Below are 19,002 nucleotides of genomic sequence, written 5' to 3'. Positions count from 1 at the left end.
CGTGAGGGCGTCGTTCCGGCCGGAGCCGATGCGCTTCGGGCAACCACCGCTCCCCTTCCTCGCCGCCCGGCGATCCGCCCGAGCGGGAGTGGGGTCACGCAAACGGGCCGGGCCTGATCAAGCCCGTTTGCCATCTACGTCTGTTCGTGTCGGTCCTCCCCTGCGGGCCGATGTCCGCGGTCGATCGGTCGGTGCCGGCCCGGTACGCGGCAACGGGGTGTGCCGCGTACCGGGCCGGCCTTCAGGCCGGTGGTCCTCCCCAGGCACCGGCCTGCCGCGCGGGGGTCACTCCCATCCCCCCACCCCGCGCGGTTGTTCGTGTGGGCGTCGGCGACGCCTCGGTGTGCTGTTCGGTGGGCGCTCTGCCGCTCCCGCGGCCGTGCAGCCGCGTGCGTGGCGGGGCGGCTCAGGCCGGTATCGGGTCCTGGAGACCGGCGGCGGCGAGGATCTGGTCGAGGACCGGCTGTCCGGGTGCCGGGATGGCGGGCTTGGCGGCCATGGCGTGGGCCTGGATGTACGCGTCGGTCAGGGCGCCGTCGCGGAGGACCGGGCCGTGGCAGGAGGCGGCGACGGTGACCGGGAGTTCGGCGAGTTCGTCGAGGTGGCGGCCGTAGCGGTCGGCGTCCACCCATTCGAGCCACGGGTTGGACATGCTGTTGAAGGGAACGAAGAGGTCTTCCCACAGCCCGGGCGGGAGGTCGGAGCGTTCGTAGACCTCACCGGGGGTGGGCAAGGCGAATGCGTCGACGGCCCACATGGCGCCGGTGGCGGTGTCGACGAAGCCGCGGGTGGTCGGTGAGTCGTACTGCGGCGGGCGGATGGCCAGCAGGGTGCGGTCGCCGATGTCGAGGCGTTCGCCCGGGTTGAGCCAGCGCATGCGGTGTGTCGGGATGGGCAGGTGGACGGACAGCCGTTGCCACGCGCCGAAGTCGGTGACCACGGTCGCGTTCGGGCAGAGGTCGAGTGCGGTGGCGAGGTTGCCGGTGTGGTCGGCGTCGTCGTGGGAGACGAAGATCCAGCGGACGTCCTCGGGCGCGACGATGCCGAACACGTCCTGCCGCCAGGCATCCGCGTGCATGGGCGCGCCGGTGTCGACGATGACGGGCTGCTCGCCGGTGATCACCATCGAGTTGACCGGGACGAACCCGGCGTCTCCGGCCGCGATGAGGCGCGGCACCAGCCAGGTTTCGGCGGCGATGCGGTACGGGGTGCAGCGGGGCACGGCGGTGGTCATGGCCATCTCCTCGGTACTTCGGGGCGCGTCGGCACGCGTGGAGCGCGCCCGGTCGGGTCGGTGTCGCCGGCCGTCCCGGGCGGTCCCCCCTGTCCTGCCGACGTGACGAGATTCCCGCACCGGGCTAACCGGTGACTTGCGGTCGACTTACCGGCTGCCGGGCCGAGGGAAGATGCTGACTTACCGCCGACTAAGCGGCGACTTACCGAGCCGGGACCGGGACGTACCGAGGACCACGCAGGGCGGGGCGCCGGCCGCGGTGTGCTCCCCGCTCAGGACAACTCCTGAAGGACCTCACGCAGGTCGCCGATCAGTCCCGCCGCCCGGCCGCCGGGAGTCGGTCGGGCGGCATCAGTGCGGTGTAGCCGAGGATGCCCATCCCCGCGGCACGGGCGGCGAGCATGCCGTTTCGGCTGTCCGCGACCGGCAGGCAGTCGCCGGACGCCACGCCCATCGCGCGGGCGGCGTGGAGGAAGGCGTCGGGGCAGGCTTGCCGACGCCCGCGACGTGCTCGGCGCTGGAGACCAGGGGCCCGGAAGGTGGGCACGCAGGCCAGAGCGGTCCAGGGTGAGGTCGAGCCGGGCATGGTCGCAGGGCGACGCGACGCTGTAAAGCAACTCCCGGTGCCGCGGTCCGGCGAGGACGTCGGCTGCGCCCGGAGCGGGCGTCGACTCCGCTGTTGAAGGCGGCGAAGACGCGGTGGTCCGGCGCCCCGCGCAACGATCCGGTATCTGATGAGACATGCATGTCTCACTTGAGCTAAGATCGCTTCAATGCCCTGACGACGGGCCTCGCGCCCTGCCTAATCGGGAGGCCCGTGTCGCCGCAGGGCCGCAGCAACCCACAGCCATGCACCTTTCACAGTCCCGGACACCAGCGTGAGCAAGCCCGTAGACAATTCGACCAGCGGTCCGACGGCCGGCCCGGCGGGGAATCCCGCGCGTGCTGCCGGGACGGCGATGCTCGGCGACCCGCCGGCGTCCGCCGAGAAGCCGCCCGCCCTCGGGCACCCCGGCCGCTGGGTCGCGCTGCCCGTGCTGGTCCTCGCGGTGCTGCTCGTCGCGATCGACGCCACCGTCCTCGGCTTGGCCGTTCCGTTCCTGAGTGCCGACCTGCACCCTTCCGGTGAGCAACTGCTGTGGATCGGTGACGCCTACTCGTTCGTCATCGCGGGCCTTCTGGTCACCATGGGCACGCTCGGCGATCGGTGGGGGCGGAAGAAGCTCCTGTTGTGGGGCTCGGCGGCGTTCGGGGCGCTTTCGGTCGTGGCGGCGTACGCGCCGAACGCCGAGGCGCTGATCGCCGCTCGTGCGGCGATGGGTGCCGCCGGTGCGACGCTGATGCCGTCCACGCTGGCGCTGATCCGCAACCTGTTCCCCGACGCGCGCGAGCGCAGTTTCGCGATCGGCGTGTGGGGTGCCATGTCGATGGCGGGCGCGGCGGTCGGGCCGGTCGTCGGCGGGTTCCTGTTGGAGCACTTCTGGTGGGGCTCGGTCTTTCTGATCAACCTGCCGGTGATGGCCCTGCTGATCGTGGTCGGTATCCGCCTGCTGCCCGAGTCGAAGAACCCCTCCCCCGGGCCTTGGGATATTCCGAGCGCACTGCTGTCGCTGGTCGGCATGGTGGCGGTCGTGTATGCGATCAAGGACGCTGCGGCCAATGGCGTCGGCGTCGAGGTGGTGGCGGTCGGCCTTGCCGGTGTCGCCGCGCTCGTCTGGTTCACGCGCCGCCAGTTCACCCTGCGCGTACCGCTGTTGGACGTACGGCTGTTCCGTAACCGGACGTTCTCAGGGGCGGTGCTCGCCGATCTGCTGACGGTGTTCGGCCTTGCGGGTGTGGTGTTCTTCCTCTCCCAGTACTTCCAGCTCGTGCAGGGGCGCAGTCCGCTGCAGGCGGGTCTGGCCGAGCTGCCGGCCACGATCGGTTCGATCGTGACCGGTCTGGCCGCCGGTTCGGTGGCACGGCGTGTCTCCCCGCGGGTCGCGGTCACGGCCGGGCTTGCCGCGGTGGGGCTGGGCCTGGGCGTGCTGCCGGTGCTCGATGCCTCGACGCCGTACCCGCTGGTGGGTGTGGCGCTGATGCTGGTGGGCCTTGGCGCGGGCCTGTCGTTCACGGTGACCGCCGACCTGATCATGTCGAACGCGCCGAAGGAGAATGCGGGTGCGGCGTCGGCGATTTCGGAGACCGCGTACGAACTCGGCGCGGCCTTGGGCATCGCCCTGCTCGGTTCGGTGATCACCGGGGTGTACCGCAGTCATTTGGCGGTCCCCGCGGGCATGGACGCGGGGACGACGCATGCGGCGAACGACTCGTTCGCGGGTGCCGTCGACGCCGCGACCCGTCTGCCGGATCAGATGGGTTCGGCGCTGTCGGCATCTGCCCAGGGCGCCTTCCTCGACGGCTTGCACATCGCGGCCGCGGTCGGGTCGGTGGTGATTCTGCTGGCGGCTGTCGGGGCGTGGTTCGCCCTGCGGCGGGCGCGGCTGGAGTCGTCGGTGGGGCACTGAGCCCACACGTGTGGTTGTCAGTTGAGTCCGAGGAGGCGCAGCAGGGCGGTGGTCGTTGCCGCGCCGAGGACGACGGCCAGGAACGGGGCTCGTCGCCAGGCGAGCAGTGCGCCGGTGAGGACGCCGAGCAGGCGCGCGGGGCCTGCGGGGCTGTGGCCTTCGAAGCAGGCGGAGACGGCGAGGAGTCCGGCCAGGAGGACGACGGCGGAGGCTTCCAGCAGGTGTTCGGCCGGCGGGGGGAAGCGGACGCGGGCGCGTAGTGCGGGGCCGGCGAGGCGGAGGAGGAAGGTGCCCGCCGCCAGGGCCAGCATGGCGGCGACGATGGGGGAAGTCGCTGTCATGGCAGGTCGCTCCCGGCGTCCGGGGCCGCGGTGTTGCGGCAGAAGACGAGCCCGGCGAGCCCGACGAGTACGGGGAGCCCTGCGGGCAGGGCGGGGGTCAGCGCAAGGGCGAGCGCTGCTGCGGCCGTGGCGGCCCGGCGTGTGGTGCGCACCTTGAGGGCGGGCAGGATCAGGGCCGCGATCACCGCGGGGAACATCGCATCAAGGCCGAGTGCGGCGGTGTCGTGGACGATGCTGCCGAGTAGTGCGCCCAGGAGCGCGCCGGTAGGCCAGCAGACGAGGATGCCAAGGCCGCAGGTCCAGTAGGCGGCGCGTTTGCGCGGGAGGCCGTCTTGGGCCACGGCGAAGACGACGGTCTCGTCGTTCATGAGGTGTGTCCCGAGCAGCCGCGCCCAGCCGCGGCCGAGGACGTCGGGGACGGCGAAGCCGAAGGGCAGATGGCGGGCGTTCACCAGGAGGCCGGCGCCCAGTGCGGCGAGCGGGCCGCCGCCGGCGGCGAGGATGCCGAGGAAGAGGAATTCCGAGGAGGCGGCCAGCACCAACGCCCCGGTCAGGGCAGGGAACCACCACGGGAATCCGGCCGAGGCGGACGCCGCGCCGTAGGACACGCCGATCACGCCCACGGCCAGGCAGACGAGGGCTATGTCGCGGGCTTGGGCGCCGTCGAGTGTTCTCCACATCGAACGCATGACGTTTATAGTGAACACCGGTAGGGTGTTCGTCAAGACGAACGATGAGACGCTGGAGTGAACACTTTGGCCGAGGATGCCGCCCCGTTCCGGGCCCCCATCGAGCTGATCGCCCGTGCCCTGCGCCGCGAGCGGGTCCGTGCCGGCCTGTCGATGGGCGAAGTCGCGCGCCGGGCGGGGGTGGCCAAGTCGACCCTGTCGCAATTGGAGTCGGGGACGGGCAATCCGAGCTTGGAGACGCTCTGGGCGTTGTGCGTCGCCTTGGAGATCCCGTTCTCGCGGCTCCTCGCTCCGGGCCGCCCGGAGACGCGGGTGATCCGGGCGGGGCAGGGGCCCGCGGTGCACTCGGCGGAGTCCGACTATCAGGCGATCCTGCTTTCGGCATCGCCGCCGGGCGCCCGCCGGGACGTGTACAACATCGCCGCCGAGCCGGGTCCCGGGCGTTCCTCCGATCCGCACATGCCCGGGGTCCTGGAACACGTGGTGATCGGCGCGGGCCGCGCGCTGGTGGGAACAGCCGAGGAGCCGGTCGAGCTGGGGCCGGGGGACTACATCGCCTATCCGGGCGATGTTCCGCACGTGTTCCGGGCGTTGGAGGCGGGGACTCGCGCGGTGTTGGTGTTGGAACACGTGTGAGGGCGGCCTGTACCCGCGTGCGGAGGCGGCGGTCGAGCAGGTTCGGTGTGGCGTGGCCGACGGCGGGCTCAAGGCGTGGCTGACGAGTTCGGCACGGCAACGGCTGGGCTTGGTGAGCAACGCCGACCGCCTGCGGGTGATGCTCGTGGACGGCGAGGACGATTCGGGTGCGCACGCCGTCGCCCCGAAGGCGACGGTGGGAGCGCCGGTTTCGTCCTGGTCGGCGCACAGCGCGACCACCGCGCGGGCCCGCTGTGAATGACGGGCGGGCCTTCTCCCCCGGAACGCCGGGTTATCCACAGGGGCGGACTTGACGGGTCCATTTCGCCGGCGGGGTGCGCGATCATGTGGGCACGTTCCTTAGGGGTGGGGAGCGGACCACATCACACGCACACTTGGGGGGACGGGGTGTCCCAGAATCTTCCGGGCTCGGCGGTGCCGTCGCCGGGACCTTCCGGGCCGGAGCTGCGGATCTCGGTGCTCGGGCCGTTGGCGGTGTCGCTGGGCGGCGCCGACGTCGCGATTGCGGGGCGTCGGGAACGCATGGTCCTCGCGTCGCTGACCGCCGCGCGGCCGTCGTCCGTAGCGCCGGAGCGGCTCGTCGACGATCTGTGGGCCGGTAATCCGCCGACGACGGCATTGACGGCGCTGCAAGTCTGCGTGTCGCGGCTGCGGTCCGCGCTCGAGCCGGGGCGGCGGCCTCGAACGCCGTCGAAGCTGCTCGTCACCACGTCGGTCGGATACGAACTGCGGCCGCCCGCGAGGGCCGTGGACGCCGACCGGTTCGTGTCGGGGGTCGACGACGCGCAGTCCGCGGCGGCCGACGGCGACCCGGCCGCTGCGCTGAGTCGCGTCGACGCCGCGCTCACGCTGTGGAAGGGCGCGGCGTACGCAGACACCGCGGACCTTCCCGGCCCCCGTGAGGAAGCCGGCCGCCTCACCGAACTTCGGCTGGCGGCGGCGGAATTGCGCCTCGACGCGCTACTCGCGCTGCGCCGCCACGCCGAGGTGGTTCTGGACGCCGAGCGGCTCACGCGCGAACACCCGTTCCGCGAGCGGCTGGCCGAGCTGTGGGCGCTGGCGTTGTATCGGGCCGGACGGCAGGCCGACGCACTTGCCGTGCTGGCCGCGAATCGACGCCGCTTGGCCGACGAACTGGGCGTGGACCCGTGCCCGATGGTGCGGGACTTGGAACGGGACATCCTGCGCCAGGCGCCGCGATTGGACGTCGGGGACGTCGCGGGGATGGGGGTGGTGGCGGGAGCGCAGGCCCGGCTGGAGTCCGGAGCGGAGGTCGGCAGCAGCGGAACGGGACCGCGGGCGCGAGGCGCGGGTGTAGGTGCGCGTGGGGGCCCCAACGCGGGCGCGGACGCAAGCGCACGGTCCGGCACGGAAGCGGGGACGAGCCCCAGCTCGCACGCGCAGGCGAGCACGAGCACAGGTACGGGCCCGCACGCGCGCACTGGCACGAGCACGGAGGCGACCGCGGGCGCCGGTACCCCGGCGACCGCGGGGTCGAGCACGGGCACCCCAGCGAGCACGAGGCCCACAGCGAAAGCCGCCGCAGAGCCGACTGCGCGCGCAGGCGCCGAAACGGCGACGGGCGCGAACGCAGGCGCGGAGACCGGCCCGAACGCGGGCCCGGGACCAGGCCCGGACGCGCATGCGGAAGGGCCCGCGACCACGGACAGGGGCGCGCAGGCGAGCATCGGCGCGGTGCCGCATGCCCGCGCGCGGGCATACACGAGCACAAACGACGCGGGGCGTGCGGGCACGAGCCGGGGCCCGCACGCGCACACCCGCGGAGAACCGAGCATGTCGGCACGCGCGGAAGCGGGCGCAAGCACGAGCGGGCAAGCGACCAGGGGCCCGCAAGCACACGCAAGCGCCGCCGCGGAAGAAGGCACAGATAAGGACTCAGGCGCGCGGGCGCATACCGATCCATCGGCACGCTCACGCACACAGGCGGACGCACGCACGGAGGCGGCAGCGGCGGCCGCAAGCACGCGCGTCGGCCCGCAAACGCCCACCGGCACAGGCCCGCAAGCAGCCACCACCTCCGCAGCAACACAGCCCCACGAAGCTCACCATCCGACACCGACGTCCGCGCCACCAAACAACCCCGACACATCAGACGTCCTCTCGCCCCAGACCGACGGAGCACCCGAAGACGCCTCGACTCTCGGCACCTCCCTCCGACCGCGTGACCCCGATGGCCGCCGCGCGACCTCCATCCCTCCCCCCGGCGGTCTGCTCCCCCACATCGGCCGCCACCCCCAGCGCCACGCTCTGGCGCAAGCGCTCGCCGACACCCGTGCCGGGCACGGTGCCCTCGTGGTCGTCAGCGGTGAGCCGGGAATCGGCAAGACGCGGCTGTTGGCCGAGTTGGAGCGGCTTGCGGGCGAGGTGGGGGTACGGGTGCTGCGGGGGCGGTGTCCGGAGACCGACGCAGCCCCGGCGTTCTGGCCATGGCATGCCGTTCTGCGGAACCTCGGCACGGCAACACCGACACCCACGCCCATGCCGGCACCCGGACCGGCCCACGCGTCACCTCCCACCGTCCTCGGCCCGCTCCCCGGCGACCCGTCCGCCGACGCCGTCGGCTTCGCTTCCGCCAGTGCGCCGTTGCGCGTCTACGAGTCCGTCACTCATGCCCTGATCACCGATGCCACGGCCCACGGCCCGGTCGCCGTCGTGCTCGACGACATCCACTGGGCCGACCCGTCCTCTCTGCATCTGCTCGGCTATGCAGCCGAGATGCTGGCCGGGCAGCCGGTGCTGGTGGCGGTCACGCTGCGGGACAACCATGCGCGGTCGGATTCCGCACTGGATGCCTGTCTGGCGACGTTGGCGCGCCTGCATCCGCTGCGGTTGCGGCTGTCGGGGCTGGATCCGGCCGAGATAGGCGAGCTGCTGCGGCAGTCCGTACGTGCCGACATCGACGGCGCGACGGCGAATCTGATTCACGCGCGGGCGGACGGCAATCCTTTCTATGCGCGTGAGTTGGCGCGGCTGCTCGGGCGGGATACGGATTTCGACCTGCACTCGTCGGCCATCCCGGACGGCGTCCGCGATGTGGTGCGAAGGCGGGTCGGGTTGATCTCCGAGACGACGCGGACGCTGCTGCGTCTCGCGTCGGTCGTGGGGCGCGACGTCGACGTCGATCTGCTGGCCGCGGTGTCGGGCACGCCCTTCGACGATCTCGTGGACGCGTGCGATGCCGCGGTCGCGCACGGGCTCCTCGAGGAGACGGGTCTCGCGCGCTACAGGTTCACGCACGCGCTCGTCCGCGAGACGCTCTACGACGACCTCGGTGCGGGACGGCGCGGACGCATGCACGGCGACATAGGTGCCGTCCTCGAAGCATGGCTGCCCGAGCATCCCGAACTCCTCGACAGCGTCGCCTACCACCTGGCGTTCGGCTCGGCGCTGCGTCCGGCGCTGGTCGGTTCCGCGGCGCGGCACGGGATCGCCGCGGCGCGGCAGGCGGGTCTGCAGTATGCGTACGACGACGCGTGCGCGCGCTGGGAGCGGACCGCGGATCTGGTCGCGGGGCGGCGTGGTGTCGACCCGCGGGTGCGGTTCGACGTCATGCACGGGCTCGGGGTCGCGCGTCGCCGGGTGGGGGATCTTGCGGGTGCGAAGCGGGCGTTGGGCGAGGCGATCAGGTTGGCGCGGGAGCTGGCCGACATCGAGTTGGTGGCGTTGGCGGCGATCGCGGTCGGCGGGACGGAGTTGTGGAACTGGCGCGAGTACACGGAGGTCGACCACGAGGTCATCGCCGTACTCGAACGGTGCCGTATCGAACTGCCGCCCGGCCCGCTGCGCTGCCGGGCGACCGCCGGTCTTGCGGTCGAACTCGTCTTCACGTGGGACGCGGAGCGTTCCGACGCGCTTGCCACGGAGGCGGTCGCCGAAGCGCGGGAGCTGGGCGACCCGGAAACGCTCGCCTACGCGCTGGGCTGCCACTACCTCGCCACGTGGTTCCCCGGCACGGCAGCCGCGCGGCTGGCGACCACCGAGGAACTCACGGACCTGGCCGTCGCCACCGGACATGCCGACGTGGAGTTGGTGGCCCGGTTCTTCCGCGGCATCGTGCTGCTCGAACTCGGGCGTGTCCCGGAGTCCGACGAGCAGCGGGCCGCGTGTGCGGCGCTGGTGGCGCGGCTGCGGCGCAGCAGTTCGGCGATCCAGATGCAGTGGTGGGATTTTCTGCGCATGCACATGGCCGGGCGTACGGCGGATCTGGCGGCGATACTTCCGGCCGCGGTGCGGCAGCACCGCGCGACGACGTTGGTGGGGCATGCGGAGTGCGAAGGCAACGCGCTGGCGCAGGTAGCGGAGTTGGAGGGGAACCTGGCGGCGGCGTTGCCGCAGCTGATCGAGCTGGTGAAGGGCTCGCCCTATCCGGCGTTCCATGCCCAGGTCGCGCGGGCGGCGCTGTTGGCCGGACGTCCCGATCTGGCGGCGCAGCATCTGCCGCCCGCTTCGCCGCCGGGGTTCGCGGGCAGTTGGCAGTCGCTGGCCGCGGATTGCCTGCGGGTCGAAGTCCTGGCCGGGCTGGGCCGCGTCGACGAGGTGCGGGTGGCGATGGACCGGATTCGCCCGCACGCGGACGGGCCGGCCGTGTACGGCAGCATCGCGTACCTGGGCTCGGTCCGCTATTTCCTGGGCGTGGGCGCCGCCGCGTGCGGTGACCGCGCGCAAGCCATCCGCGAACTCGGCGCGGCGGTCGCGGCCAATGCCGCCTACGGCGCGCTCCCGTGGCAGGCCCGCAGCGAACGCAAGCTGGCCGAGTTGGTGGACGACATGCGGGAGTAAGCGCCAGGACGAACGCCGGGAGCGGCGGCAGCGGAGCCGAAATGCGCCTCGGCTCCGCCGGACACCACTGCGAGAAACTCAGGCGATCGGCTCGATCCGCGCCCTGAGCAGGCAGAACTCGTTGCCTTCCGGGTCGGCGAGGACGTGCCACTGCTCGTCGCCGGTCTGGCCGATGTCGGCCGGGCGGGCGCCGAGCTTGAGGAGGCGTTCGAGTTCGGCGTCCTGGTCGCGGTCGGTGGCGTTGAGGTCGATGTGGAGGCGGGACTTGCCGGGCTCCGGCTCGTCGCGGCGGCTGAAGAAGAGGGTCGGCTGCTTGCCGCCGAACCCGTCGCTCGCGCCGATCTCGATGCTGCCGTCGTCCTCGCGCCCGACCACCTGGAAGTCCAGGACCTCACACCAGAACCGGGCCAGCGCCTCGGGGTCGCGGCAACCGAAGACGAGCTCACCGATACGACATGCCATGGACGACAACCTACTTTCCGCGGGGTAACCGACATCGAGGCCACGCCGGGAACCTTGTGGGTTCCCGGACCGGACACACGGGCGAAACGGTATCGGGCCGGGTGGGGTAGGGCGAGGGGGATATGGAGATCTTCCCGTGGGGCAGCCGACCACCGGACCGGTACGCCGGACACCGACCGACAGTCCCGGCGGTATCCGCCCGCGCCGGACTTCACGCTGCCCGCCCGACTGGCACAGCCCCGCGCCACGGCGCGGCGGGCAAGCCGCCCCGGCCCAAGCACCCCAGACTGCACGCCGCCCGGCCGACGGACACCGCCACGCCACACCCGACCGGCAAGCCACGCCGCCAAGCCACGCCGCTACCCGCTGACCCCCACCGCCCGCGCCCCCGCGAGATACGCCCCCACCAGCGCCCGATCGTCGTCCCGCCTCGCCGCCACCGCGAGTTCGCACGGTGCGATGCCGTGTACCGGCAGGACGATCACGTCGTCGCGGGCGATCAGGGGCGCGTTGCCCGCGGCTAGCAGCACGACGCCTTGGCCGTTCGCGACGGCCTCGTGGGTTTCCTCGGCGCTGGCGACGACCGCCCCGATGCGCGGCGGGCGGCCGCCGCGGGCGTCGAGGGCGAGCCAGTAGTCGCGGAGCGGGCCGGCGTCGGCGGGCAGGGCGAGGAACGGTTCGTCGAGCAGATCGGCGAAGTCCACCGCCCCGCCCGATTCCGCCGCACGCGCCGCGAGCGGGTGCGTGGCGGGCAATGCCACCAGGCGTGGTTCGCGTGCCACGACGGCGTAGCGGTAGCGGTCGCCGTCGGGGAGCGGCAGCCAGACGAAGGCGACGTCGCTGGTGCCGTCCGCCAGCCCGGCGCTGGGGTCCGCCCAGGTGACCTGCCGCAAGACCAGGTGGGCCGCGGGGTGCTGCGCCAGCAGGCGCGTGCGCAGCGCGGGCAGCAGCCCGCGGCCGGGGCTGGTGGACATGCCGATCACCAGCGTGTGGCGTTCGGCGGCGACGGCGTCGGCCACCGCGGTTTCGGCGGTCTGCCAGGCGTCCAACACGCCGCGGGCGTGCGGCAGCAGGGCTTCGCCCACGGCGGTGAGGCGGACGGTCCGGCCGTCCCACTGGAACAGCTCGGCGCCGATCTGCTTGGCGAGCATCTTCATTTGCTTGCTGAGCGCGGGTTGGGAGACGTACAAGCGTTCGGCGGCGCGGGTGAAGCTCAGTTCGTCGGCAATGGCTACGAAGTAGCGCAGGTCTCGTCCGTGCACATCCATAGCCCATGGTTATCACGGCAGGTCTTGGACGTGGGGCGGGGTGCGGCCGAAGGATGGAGGCAGAGCGACGGAGCACGAGCAAACGGGAGAGCATCATGACGGGCACCGGCAAGGTCTGGTTCATCACCGGCGCGAGCAGCGGTTTCGGCCGGGCGATCGCGGAGGCCGCGGTGGCGGCGGGCGACACGGTCGTCGGCACGGCGCGGCGGACCGAGGCGCTGGCGGACCTGGTCGCCGCGTACCCCGACCGGGTGGACGCGGTGGCGCTGGATGTCACCGACGGCGAGCGCGTCGACGCCGTCGCGGCGGACGTCCTGGCACGCTACGGCCGGGTCGACGTCGTGGTGAACAACGCCGGGCGCACGCAGGTGGGTGCGTTCGAGGAGACCACGGACGCCGAACTCCGGGCCCTGTTCGACCTGCACGTGTTCGGTCCGGCGCGCCTGACGCGGGCGCTGCTGCCGCATATGCGGGAGCGGAAGAGCGGGGCGGTGGTGAACATCAGCAGTTTCGGCGGGCAGTTGTCGTTCGCCGGGTTCTCGGCGTACAGCGCGACCAAGGCGGCGTTGGAGCAGCTGTCGGAGGCGTTGGCGGACGAGGTGGCGCCGTTCGGCATCAAGGTGCTGATCGTGGAGCCGGGCGCGTTCCGGACGAACCTGTTCGCGAAGGGCGCGGCGTACTTCTCCGCGGAGCTTCCGGCATACGCGGAGACGTCCGGCGCCACCCGCAGGCTCGTCGAGAACGCCGGCGGCACCCAGCCGGGCGACCCGGCCAAGGCCGCCGCGGCGATCCGGACGGCGTTGGACGCGGACGACACTCCGCTGCGCCTGGCGCTGGGCGGCGACGCGGTCGACGCGATCACCGGGCACTTGGACGCGGTACGGGCGGAGCTCGCGGCGTGGGACAAGGTCTCCCGCGGCACGGACTTCGACGAGGAGTAAGCGGGCGGTAGGCCGTCGGCAAGTCGAGACAGCGGCAGTAAGCCGGCAAGTCCTCCGCAAGGACACCCCGCGCCGCCCTGATCCCGATCACGCACCCGTGGCGAAAACCGCTGTCGCCCGCTCCCCCACGCCCTCGACACTGCCCCCATGACCGACGACGCCCCCGTGCCCGCCGCCAAACCCCGGCTCGCCGTCCTGACGGGAGCCGGGGTTTCGGCGCCTTCCGGGCTGCCCGTGTACCGGGGCGGGGACGGAATGTGGGACCGCGACCCGGAGTTGGCGCAGATCACCACCGCGTCGCGCTGGTACGGCAAGGCCGAGCAGGCCTGGAACCACTGGAACGGCCTGCGCCGCGCCGCCCTCCTCGCGCAGCCGAACCCGGCGCACCGGGCACTGGCCGCCGCCGAGTCGTGGTTCGACGTGCACGTCACCACGCAGAACATCGACGGTCTGCACACGGCGGCCGGATCCACCGGTGTGACCGAACTGCACGGCGGCCTCTTCCGCAGCCGCTGCTCGCGGCGCGCCTGCCATGCCCGGCACGGCGCGTGGCCGGACCGCGAGGTCCACGACACGGTGCCGACTTGTCCGCACTGCGGGCGGATCGCCCGCGCCGACGTGATCCTGTTCGGCGAGTCGGTCCCGGCGAAGAAGCTGCGCGGCTCGGTCGACGCGGCCCGGAAGGCCGACGTGTGGATGGCAATCGGCACGTCGGGCACGGTCTTCCCGGCCGCGGGGCTCATCGACCACAGCCGCCGCGACGCCTTCCGGGTGTTGGTCAACGCCGAGCCGTGGCCCGGCAACACCGCCGCCTTCGACCGCGAGGTCCTGGGCGATGCAGCCGAGATGCTGGCCGACTTGCTCCAGGACTTGTACGCGGAGCAGCGGCAGGGGCGCCGGGATCGGACCGTGTCGCCGCGGTAGGCAGGGCGTCGGCCGGCCGCCTTGGTCCAGCCTGCGCGCGCCGCAACGCAAACCTCGTACATCGACGGAGGCCGCGACGACGTCATGCTGTACATCGGTACGACGACCGTCTGACGACGGGCTCGGCGGTGCACGGGGGGATGCGGTGGGGTCGGAGTCGACGGCACCGAGGGCGCAGCGGGCCCGGGCCGGGTCCCGCTGGGACACCGTCCCGCCGGATCGTCGGCTGCTGGCCGTGGCACACAACGTGACCGCGGCGACGCGGCTCCTCGACCTGCTGCGCGTCGTCGGCGGCGACCGCCGCATCGGCACGTCGTTGCCCGCACCGGGCGGGATCACGTACGCGGACTCCACGCGACCGCCGACCCCGACGGCAGCCCGGCCCTCCCCGCCATGATCGCCGCAGCCGCGCTCCTCGCCTGGCCCGACGCCGTCGACACCAGCGAACACCCGCAGATCGACGTGTCCGTCGGCCCCGCACTCACCGCCCGCCTGACCGTCGACGTCGCCTCGATGTCATGCGACTTGCCCCCGCACTGACGCCGACCTCACCCCCTTCGACCAGGCCAAATCCCGTTTCGTGGGTGCCGCGCGGGTCGCGTGGGCGTTTCCGGTGGGCTGATCGCGGGCTGGGATGCTTGTTCACCCAGTGGAACGCTATTTACCATGGCGGAACATGCGCGGCCGTAGGGCGAGCCGGGAGGGATCCTGGCCATGACCGTTCACCCGGCCCGACTCGGGCGGTTCATCGAGGACTTCACCGTCGGGGACGTGTACCGGCATCCGTTCGGCCGGACCATCAGTGAAGCCGACTCGACGTGGTTCACGCTGCTGACGTGCAACACGAACCAGAACCACTTCAACGCGCATCTGGCAGCCGGCAACCCCGTCACCGGTGGGCGGATCATCGTCAACTCCGGCCTCACCGTGGCGCTGGTCCTCGGTCTGTGATCGACACGAGCCAGAACGCGGTGGCCAATCTCGGCTGGACGGACATCAAGCTCCGCAACCCCGTCTACGTCGGCGACACCGTCTACGCCGAAAGCCTCATCACCGGAAACCGCGCCAGCGCCTCGCGTCCGGACATGGGATCCTCACGATGAAGACCCGGGGCCTGAACCAGGACGGGCTCGAACTCGTCACCTGGACGCGCTCGGTGCTGGTCCCCAACCGCGCGTCCGGCCTCGGGCAGGACTACTTCCCGGCCTGCACCGCGGGCCCGCTGGAAGCCTGATGGGAAGCCTGGCGGGAAGGCCTCCGGGGAGCCCGACGGACAGCACCCGGCGTCCGCTGGAGGACGTCCGCGTCGTCGCGGTCGAACAGTAAGGTGCCGGGCCGTGGGGATCGCTGCACTTGGCCGATCTCGGAGCCGAGGTCATCAAGATCGAGGACCCGGCGGCGGGCGGCGATGTCGGCCGCTACGTGCCGCCGTATGCGGAAGGCGAAGACTCGCTGTTCTTCGAAGTCTTCAACCGCAACAAGCGCAGCTTGTCGCTGGACCTGTCGACCGCGGCCGGGCGTGCGGTGTTCGACGAACTCGTCTGCGTGTCCGACGTCGTCTACTCCAACCTGCGCGGCGACGTCCCCGCGAAGATCGGCATCACCTACGACGACCTCAAGCACCTCAACCCGCGCATCGTGTGCTGTTCGCTGTCGGGTTTCGGCATGACCGGCCCGCGCATCGCCGAGCCGGGCTACGACTACGTCCTGCAAGGCCTGCTCGGCTGGATGGACGCGACCGGCGAACCGGACGGCCCACCCACCAAGTCCGGTCTCTCGCTGGTCGATTACTCGGCGGGCTTTGTCGCCGCGATCGCCGTGCTTGCGGGCGTGCACGCGGCGCGCCGCGACGGCGTGGGCATGGACTGCGACGTGTCGCTGTTCGACACCGCCCTCGCGCTGCTCAACTATCCCGCCGCGTGGCATCTCAACGCCGGGTACACGCCGCACCGCACGCGCCGCTCGTCGCATCCGTCGCTGGTGGCCGCGGCCGTCCTCGCCGCGCGCGACATCGCCGGCGCGCCGCGCGTGCGGCGCCTCCAGGTCGGTGAGGCCGATCTCTGCGCCGAACTCGGCGTCGAGCCGGGCACCGACGAACGCGAACTCCTTGGGGTGCGCAGCCAGATCGTGCCGACATCGGCCGCGGCCGGAATCGAGCCGCCGGTCGCGCCGGCCAGCACGAACTTCACCGATCTCGCAGCGCTCCAGGCCTCCACGGAAGCCCTGCGGCGCCTCGGCTACCGGGGCAGGGCCTGCATTCATCCCGCACAACTGGCAGTCGTGCACGGCGTGTTCACCCCGTCCGCCGAGGAGGTGGCGCGGGCCCGGGCCCTGCTCGCCGGCTAAGAAGCAGCCGTCGCCGCAGGCAGCGGGGTCTTCGTGGATGCGCACGGCCGGATGGTCGACCTCGCGGTGGTGCGGAGCGCACAGCGCACGCTCGCGGCGGCACGGTAAGACCGACAAGGGGGGCGCGGTGCGGATCACCTATGGGCCGTGGGGCGAGACGATCGACGAGCTGGCGGACGCCGCGCGGCGCGCCGAGCGGGCCGGGGCGGAGGTGGTGTGGGTTCCGGAGCTGTACCGCAGTGCGACGGTGCCCGTCGCGGCGTTGGCCCACGCGACCGAGTCGGCGCGGCTCGGCACCGGGATTGCGCTGGCGTTCACCCGGAGTCCGCTGGTGACGGCGCTGGAGGCGCTCGATCTGGACGAGATCTCCGGCGGCCGGTTCGTCCTGGGGCTCGGCAGCGGGGTGCGGCGGCTCAACGAGGACTGGCACCGCGCGCGCTTCGGGAAGCCGGTCGCGCACATGCGGGAGACTGTGCGCGACATCCGCGCGTTCTGGGCCGAAGCCCGCACGGGCAAGGCGATCGACCTGCCCGGCGTGTACGAGCCGATGCGCATCCGCGGCTATCAGCGGCTCGTCCACCAGGAACGCGACGCGATCCCGGTCTACCTCGCGGCCATGGGGCCGATGATGACCCGCCTCGCCGGGGAGATCGGCGACGGCTGGATCTCCCACGAGCTGCATTCGCCGCAGTACCTGGCGACCGTGGTGCTGCCGAACCTCGCGGAGGGCTTGGCGCAGGCCGGGCGGCCGCGCGGCAGCCTGGACGTCGTCGCATCGGTGCTGTGCGCCGTCGACGACGATCCGGCGGTGGCGCGGCGGCGGGCGGCGGGCACGGTCGGGTTCTACGGCTCGGTGCGCACGTATGCGGATTTCTGCGCGGCGCACGGCCTCTCGGCGGAGCACGATGCCGTGCTGGAGGCTTTCCGCGCGGGTGCGGCCGCCGACGGTCTGGCGGCCGCCGTACCGGACCGCATGGTCGAGGCGGTGACCGCGGCCGGGACGGCGGAGGACGTACGCCGCCGGATTCTGGCCTTCGACGGCATCGCCGACAGCGTGAAGCTGTCCCCCGCGTCGCACGGCATGACGCCGTCGGAGATCCGAACGTGCCAGGACCGGCTCATTGCCCTGATGGCGGCCCTGTGACCGTGCAGGACCCGCAGCCGCACACAGGGGGCCGCCAACGGCAGCCCGTTGTTCCGCAGTACGTCGCGGACGTCGAGGATCAGCGGGAAGACCTCGTGGTTGCGGTCGCCGCGCTGCTCGTCCCAGGCGCGCTGTTCGGCTTCGACGGCCATCCGGTCCTCGGCGAACACGCGTTCGGTGAAGCGGCGGATGAACGGCCAGGCGAGGTGCAGGGCGCCGGGCACGCGCGGCTTCTCGATGGAGAGCAGGCCGTACACGTGGCTGCGGCGCTGCTCGGCGTCCTCGGGCACGTAGGCGACCCACAGCGAGAACGCCGGCAGGTCGGCGCCTTCCGGTACCAGCGTCAGGGTCTGGTACGGGTATTCGGTGCGGATGGTGATGACGTCGGGGTTGTCGGCGCCGCCGACGCGTTCTGCGGCGAGCAGCCCGGCGCCGCGGTCCTTCTTGCCCGCCTTGTGGGTGAAGCGGTAGCGGGCTTCCACGGACGTGGGACCGGTGTCGTAGCCGAGCAGGGTGGGCTCGATCTTGCCGAGGACGCCGCGGTGCAGGAACTGGTGGTTCATGTCGAGCAGGTTCTCGTGCAGGAACGAGTAGTGGCACAGCACGGTGCGCGAGAACGTCATGGTGCGGTGCCGCGGCGACACGCAGGCGGGCAGCTCGGGCGGCGGCATCACCGCGGCTTTGGCGGGGTTGCCGGGGAACACGAAGACCAGCCCGAAGGCCTCGTGCACGGGGTAGGCGCGTACGCCGCGCGGCGGCCGCGTGACGCCCTTGGGCAGGTACGGGATCTGCGAGATCCGCCCGGTGCCGCGGTACGCCCAGGCGTGGTAGCAGCAGCGCAGGATGTCGCCTTCGACGACGCCCATGCTGAGCGGGACCTGCCGATGTGCGCAACGGTCTTCCAAGGCGTACAGTCGCCCGCTCGTTCCCCGGTACAGCGCGATGCGTTCGCCCGCGAACGAGGCAGCGACGGCATTGCCCGCCGCGATGGCGCGGGACAAGGCGATCGGGTACCAGAAGTCCGGGTCGATGCCGATGCGCCGCAGGTCGGTTTCGATCCGCGTTCGGGTCTCGGTCATGGGCGGGCCTCCGTCGCCTCACCGGTCTCGAGCGGGCCGCCCGCGCCTGGGCGCGGTCGGCGTCTGCTGCCGTGAAGGCGGCCCGACCTTCATCGTCGCGTGCCGGTAGGGAGCCGTCCACCGAAGGGCGTCGGCCCGGGTCGGTCGACGACGCGGGTCTCGTTGATGAGGGTGCGCATCTCGACCTTGCCGTCGCGGATCCACTGCCACGTGCGGGTGCGGTGCCGGCCGTCGTCGGAGAGGACGATCAGCTCGAACAGCCGCAGGTCTTCGCCTTCGGCCTTGTAGATCCAGGTCAGGTAGATGGTGTTCTCGTCGAGTCCCCAGGTGACGCCCTTCATGCGGTCGGTGTCGAAGTGCATGCGGCCGTAGCCGTCGTAGGTTCCGGGGAACTGGTGGACTTCGGTGCGGCCGTCGGGCCAGGTGTAGGTGTTGGTCTGGTGGTACGGGTAGTCACCGTCGTCCGGAAATGCGCAGGTCAGGTGGGACTTGTGCTGGTCGAGGATCTTGCCTTCCGGGTCGACGTGCGTGTAGGTGCCTTCCCAGTCGCCCTCGTGCTTGGCGAGCAGGGGCATGCCTTCGCGGATTCCCATGACGCTCCTCGGTTCGG

At 72.0% G+C, this 19,002-nt stretch carries 19 protein-coding genes and 2 pseudogenes; 13 read left to right on the top strand and 8 right to left on the bottom strand.

The genetic code is table 11. The annotated features are described in order from the left end of the window. Positions 1-406: 406 nt before the first annotated feature. Together ABEA93_RS34430 and ABEA93_RS34425 are read right to left on the bottom strand one after the other, a co-directional pair. Entirely contained in the window at positions 407-1,234 is an 828-nt protein-coding gene (locus ABEA93_RS34430) for an oxygen-binding di-iron domain-containing protein (RefSeq protein WP_345679846.1), read from the bottom strand. A gap of 310 nt (positions 1,235-1,544) precedes the next feature. Beyond that, positions 1,545-1,820 (bottom strand): HAD family hydrolase, encoded by a 276-nt coding sequence (locus tag ABEA93_RS34425; RefSeq protein ID WP_345679845.1) that lies wholly within the window; start codon positions 1,818-1,820, stop codon positions 1,545-1,547. A 373-nt stretch (positions 1,821-2,193) separates the two neighbouring features. Between ABEA93_RS34425 and ABEA93_RS34420 the strand changes: the two genes are divergently transcribed. Further along, positions 2,194-3,741: an MFS transporter gene (locus tag ABEA93_RS34420; RefSeq protein ID WP_345679867.1), complete on the top strand. Its 1,548-nt coding sequence runs from the start codon at positions 2,194-2,196 to the stop codon at positions 3,739-3,741. Positions 3,742-3,758: 17 nt separating this feature from the next. Here ABEA93_RS34420 and ABEA93_RS34415 read toward each other — a convergent pair whose 3' ends face one another. After that, positions 3,759-4,082: an AzlD domain-containing protein gene (locus tag ABEA93_RS34415; protein WP_345679844.1), complete on the bottom strand. Its 324-nt coding sequence runs from the start codon at positions 4,080-4,082 to the stop codon at positions 3,759-3,761. Then, positions 4,079-4,771 (bottom strand): AzlC family ABC transporter permease, encoded by a 693-nt coding sequence (locus ABEA93_RS34410; protein ID WP_345679843.1) that lies wholly within the window; start codon positions 4,769-4,771, stop codon positions 4,079-4,081. Before ABEA93_RS34410 ends, ABEA93_RS34415 begins: the two co-directional genes overlap by 4 nt. A 57-nt stretch (positions 4,772-4,828) precedes the next feature. On the opposite strand from ABEA93_RS34410, the gene ABEA93_RS34405 reads away from it, so the two are divergent. The 3 genes from ABEA93_RS34405 to ABEA93_RS34395 all read left to right on the top strand — a co-directional run bounded on the left by ABEA93_RS34405 (position 4,829) and on the right by ABEA93_RS34395 (position 10,228). Next, entirely contained in the window at positions 4,829-5,407 is a 579-nt protein-coding gene (locus ABEA93_RS34405) for a helix-turn-helix domain-containing protein (RefSeq protein ID WP_425585206.1), read from the top strand. Between the two features lie 52 nt (positions 5,408-5,459). Further along, a complete protein-coding gene (locus ABEA93_RS34400) occupies positions 5,460-5,669 on the top strand; it encodes a hypothetical protein (RefSeq protein ID WP_345679842.1) in 210 nt (69 codons plus the stop codon). A 146-nt stretch (positions 5,670-5,815) separates the two neighbouring features. Beyond that, positions 5,816-10,228 carry a BTAD domain-containing putative transcriptional regulator gene (locus tag ABEA93_RS34395; RefSeq protein WP_345679841.1) on the top strand — a complete coding sequence of 1,471 codons (4,413 nt, stop codon included), beginning with the start codon at positions 5,816-5,818 and terminating at the stop codon, positions 10,226-10,228. A 78-nt stretch (positions 10,229-10,306) separates the two neighbouring features. Here ABEA93_RS34395 and ABEA93_RS34390 read toward each other — a convergent pair whose 3' ends face one another. Together ABEA93_RS34390 and ABEA93_RS34385 are read right to left on the bottom strand one after the other, a co-directional pair. Then, a complete protein-coding gene (locus tag ABEA93_RS34390; RefSeq protein WP_345679840.1) occupies positions 10,307-10,690 on the bottom strand; it encodes a VOC family protein in 384 nt (127 codons plus the stop codon). Positions 10,691-11,049: 359 nt separating this feature from the next. Beyond that, positions 11,050-11,958, bottom strand: coding sequence for a LysR family transcriptional regulator (locus ABEA93_RS34385; protein WP_345679839.1), 909 nt, complete (start codon positions 11,956-11,958; stop codon positions 11,050-11,052). A 95-nt stretch (positions 11,959-12,053) separates the two neighbouring features. Between ABEA93_RS34385 and ABEA93_RS34380 the strand changes: the two genes are divergently transcribed. The 9 genes and pseudogenes from ABEA93_RS34380 to ABEA93_RS34340 all read left to right on the top strand — a co-directional run bounded on the left by ABEA93_RS34380 (position 12,054) and on the right by ABEA93_RS34340 (position 17,313). Next, on the top strand, positions 12,054-12,899 hold the full coding sequence (locus ABEA93_RS34380; protein WP_345679838.1) for an oxidoreductase: 846 nt from the start codon (positions 12,054-12,056) through the stop codon (positions 12,897-12,899). Between the two features lie 147 nt (positions 12,900-13,046). Next, positions 13,047-13,823 carry an SIR2 family NAD-dependent protein deacylase gene (locus ABEA93_RS34375; protein WP_345679837.1) on the top strand — a complete coding sequence of 259 codons (777 nt, stop codon included), beginning with the start codon at positions 13,047-13,049 and terminating at the stop codon, positions 13,821-13,823. Between the two features lie 235 nt (positions 13,824-14,058). Continuing rightward, a complete protein-coding gene (locus ABEA93_RS34370) occupies positions 14,059-14,220 on the top strand; it encodes a hypothetical protein (protein WP_345679836.1) in 162 nt (53 codons plus the stop codon). Beyond that, complete coding sequence (locus ABEA93_RS34365; protein WP_345679835.1) at positions 14,217-14,363, top strand: hypothetical protein; 147 nt, start codon at positions 14,217-14,219, stop codon at positions 14,361-14,363. Before ABEA93_RS34370 ends, ABEA93_RS34365 begins: the two co-directional genes overlap by 4 nt. Before the next feature lie 174 nt (positions 14,364-14,537). Continuing rightward, entirely contained in the window at positions 14,538-14,774 is a 237-nt protein-coding gene (locus tag ABEA93_RS34360) for a hotdog family protein (protein ID WP_345679834.1), read from the top strand. Next, the gene (locus ABEA93_RS34355) at positions 14,771-14,926 is read left to right on the top strand and encodes a hotdog family protein (protein WP_345679833.1); all 156 of its coding nucleotides are present in this window, start codon (positions 14,771-14,773) and stop codon (positions 14,924-14,926) included. The genes ABEA93_RS34360 and ABEA93_RS34355 overlap by 4 nt, the downstream gene beginning before the upstream one ends. Then, entirely contained in the window at positions 14,923-15,057 is a 135-nt protein-coding gene (locus ABEA93_RS34350; RefSeq protein WP_345679832.1) for a hypothetical protein, read from the top strand. The genes ABEA93_RS34355 and ABEA93_RS34350 overlap by 4 nt, the downstream gene beginning before the upstream one ends. A 107-nt stretch (positions 15,058-15,164) precedes the next feature. Then, positions 15,165-16,169: pseudogene (locus ABEA93_RS34345) on the top strand (aldolase/citrate lyase family protein); the annotation flags it as partial. Between the two features lie 127 nt (positions 16,170-16,296). After that, positions 16,297-17,313 (top strand): LLM class flavin-dependent oxidoreductase, encoded by a 1,017-nt coding sequence (locus ABEA93_RS34340; protein WP_345679831.1) that lies wholly within the window; start codon positions 16,297-16,299, stop codon positions 17,311-17,313. 161 nt (positions 17,314-17,474) lie between these two features. Here the strand turns inward: ABEA93_RS34340 and ABEA93_RS34335 are convergent. Both ABEA93_RS34335 and ABEA93_RS34330 read right to left on the bottom strand, forming a co-directional pair. Then, positions 17,475-18,392 (bottom strand): annotated as a pseudogene (locus ABEA93_RS34335) (Rieske 2Fe-2S domain-containing protein); the annotation flags it as partial. Positions 18,393-18,481: 89 nt separating this feature from the next. Beyond that, positions 18,482-18,985: a DUF3598 family protein gene (locus ABEA93_RS34330; protein ID WP_345679865.1), complete on the bottom strand. Its 504-nt coding sequence runs from the start codon at positions 18,983-18,985 to the stop codon at positions 18,482-18,484. Positions 18,986-19,002 lie beyond the last annotated feature (17 nt).

The organism is Yinghuangia aomiensis (assembly GCF_039542225.1).
In the GTDB taxonomy this organism is placed as follows: Bacteria; Actinomycetota; Actinomycetes; order Streptomycetales; family Streptomycetaceae; genus Yinghuangia; species Yinghuangia aomiensis.
Note: the sequence above shows the minus strand (reverse complement) of the source record. Positions and strands in the feature narration are given on the sequence as shown.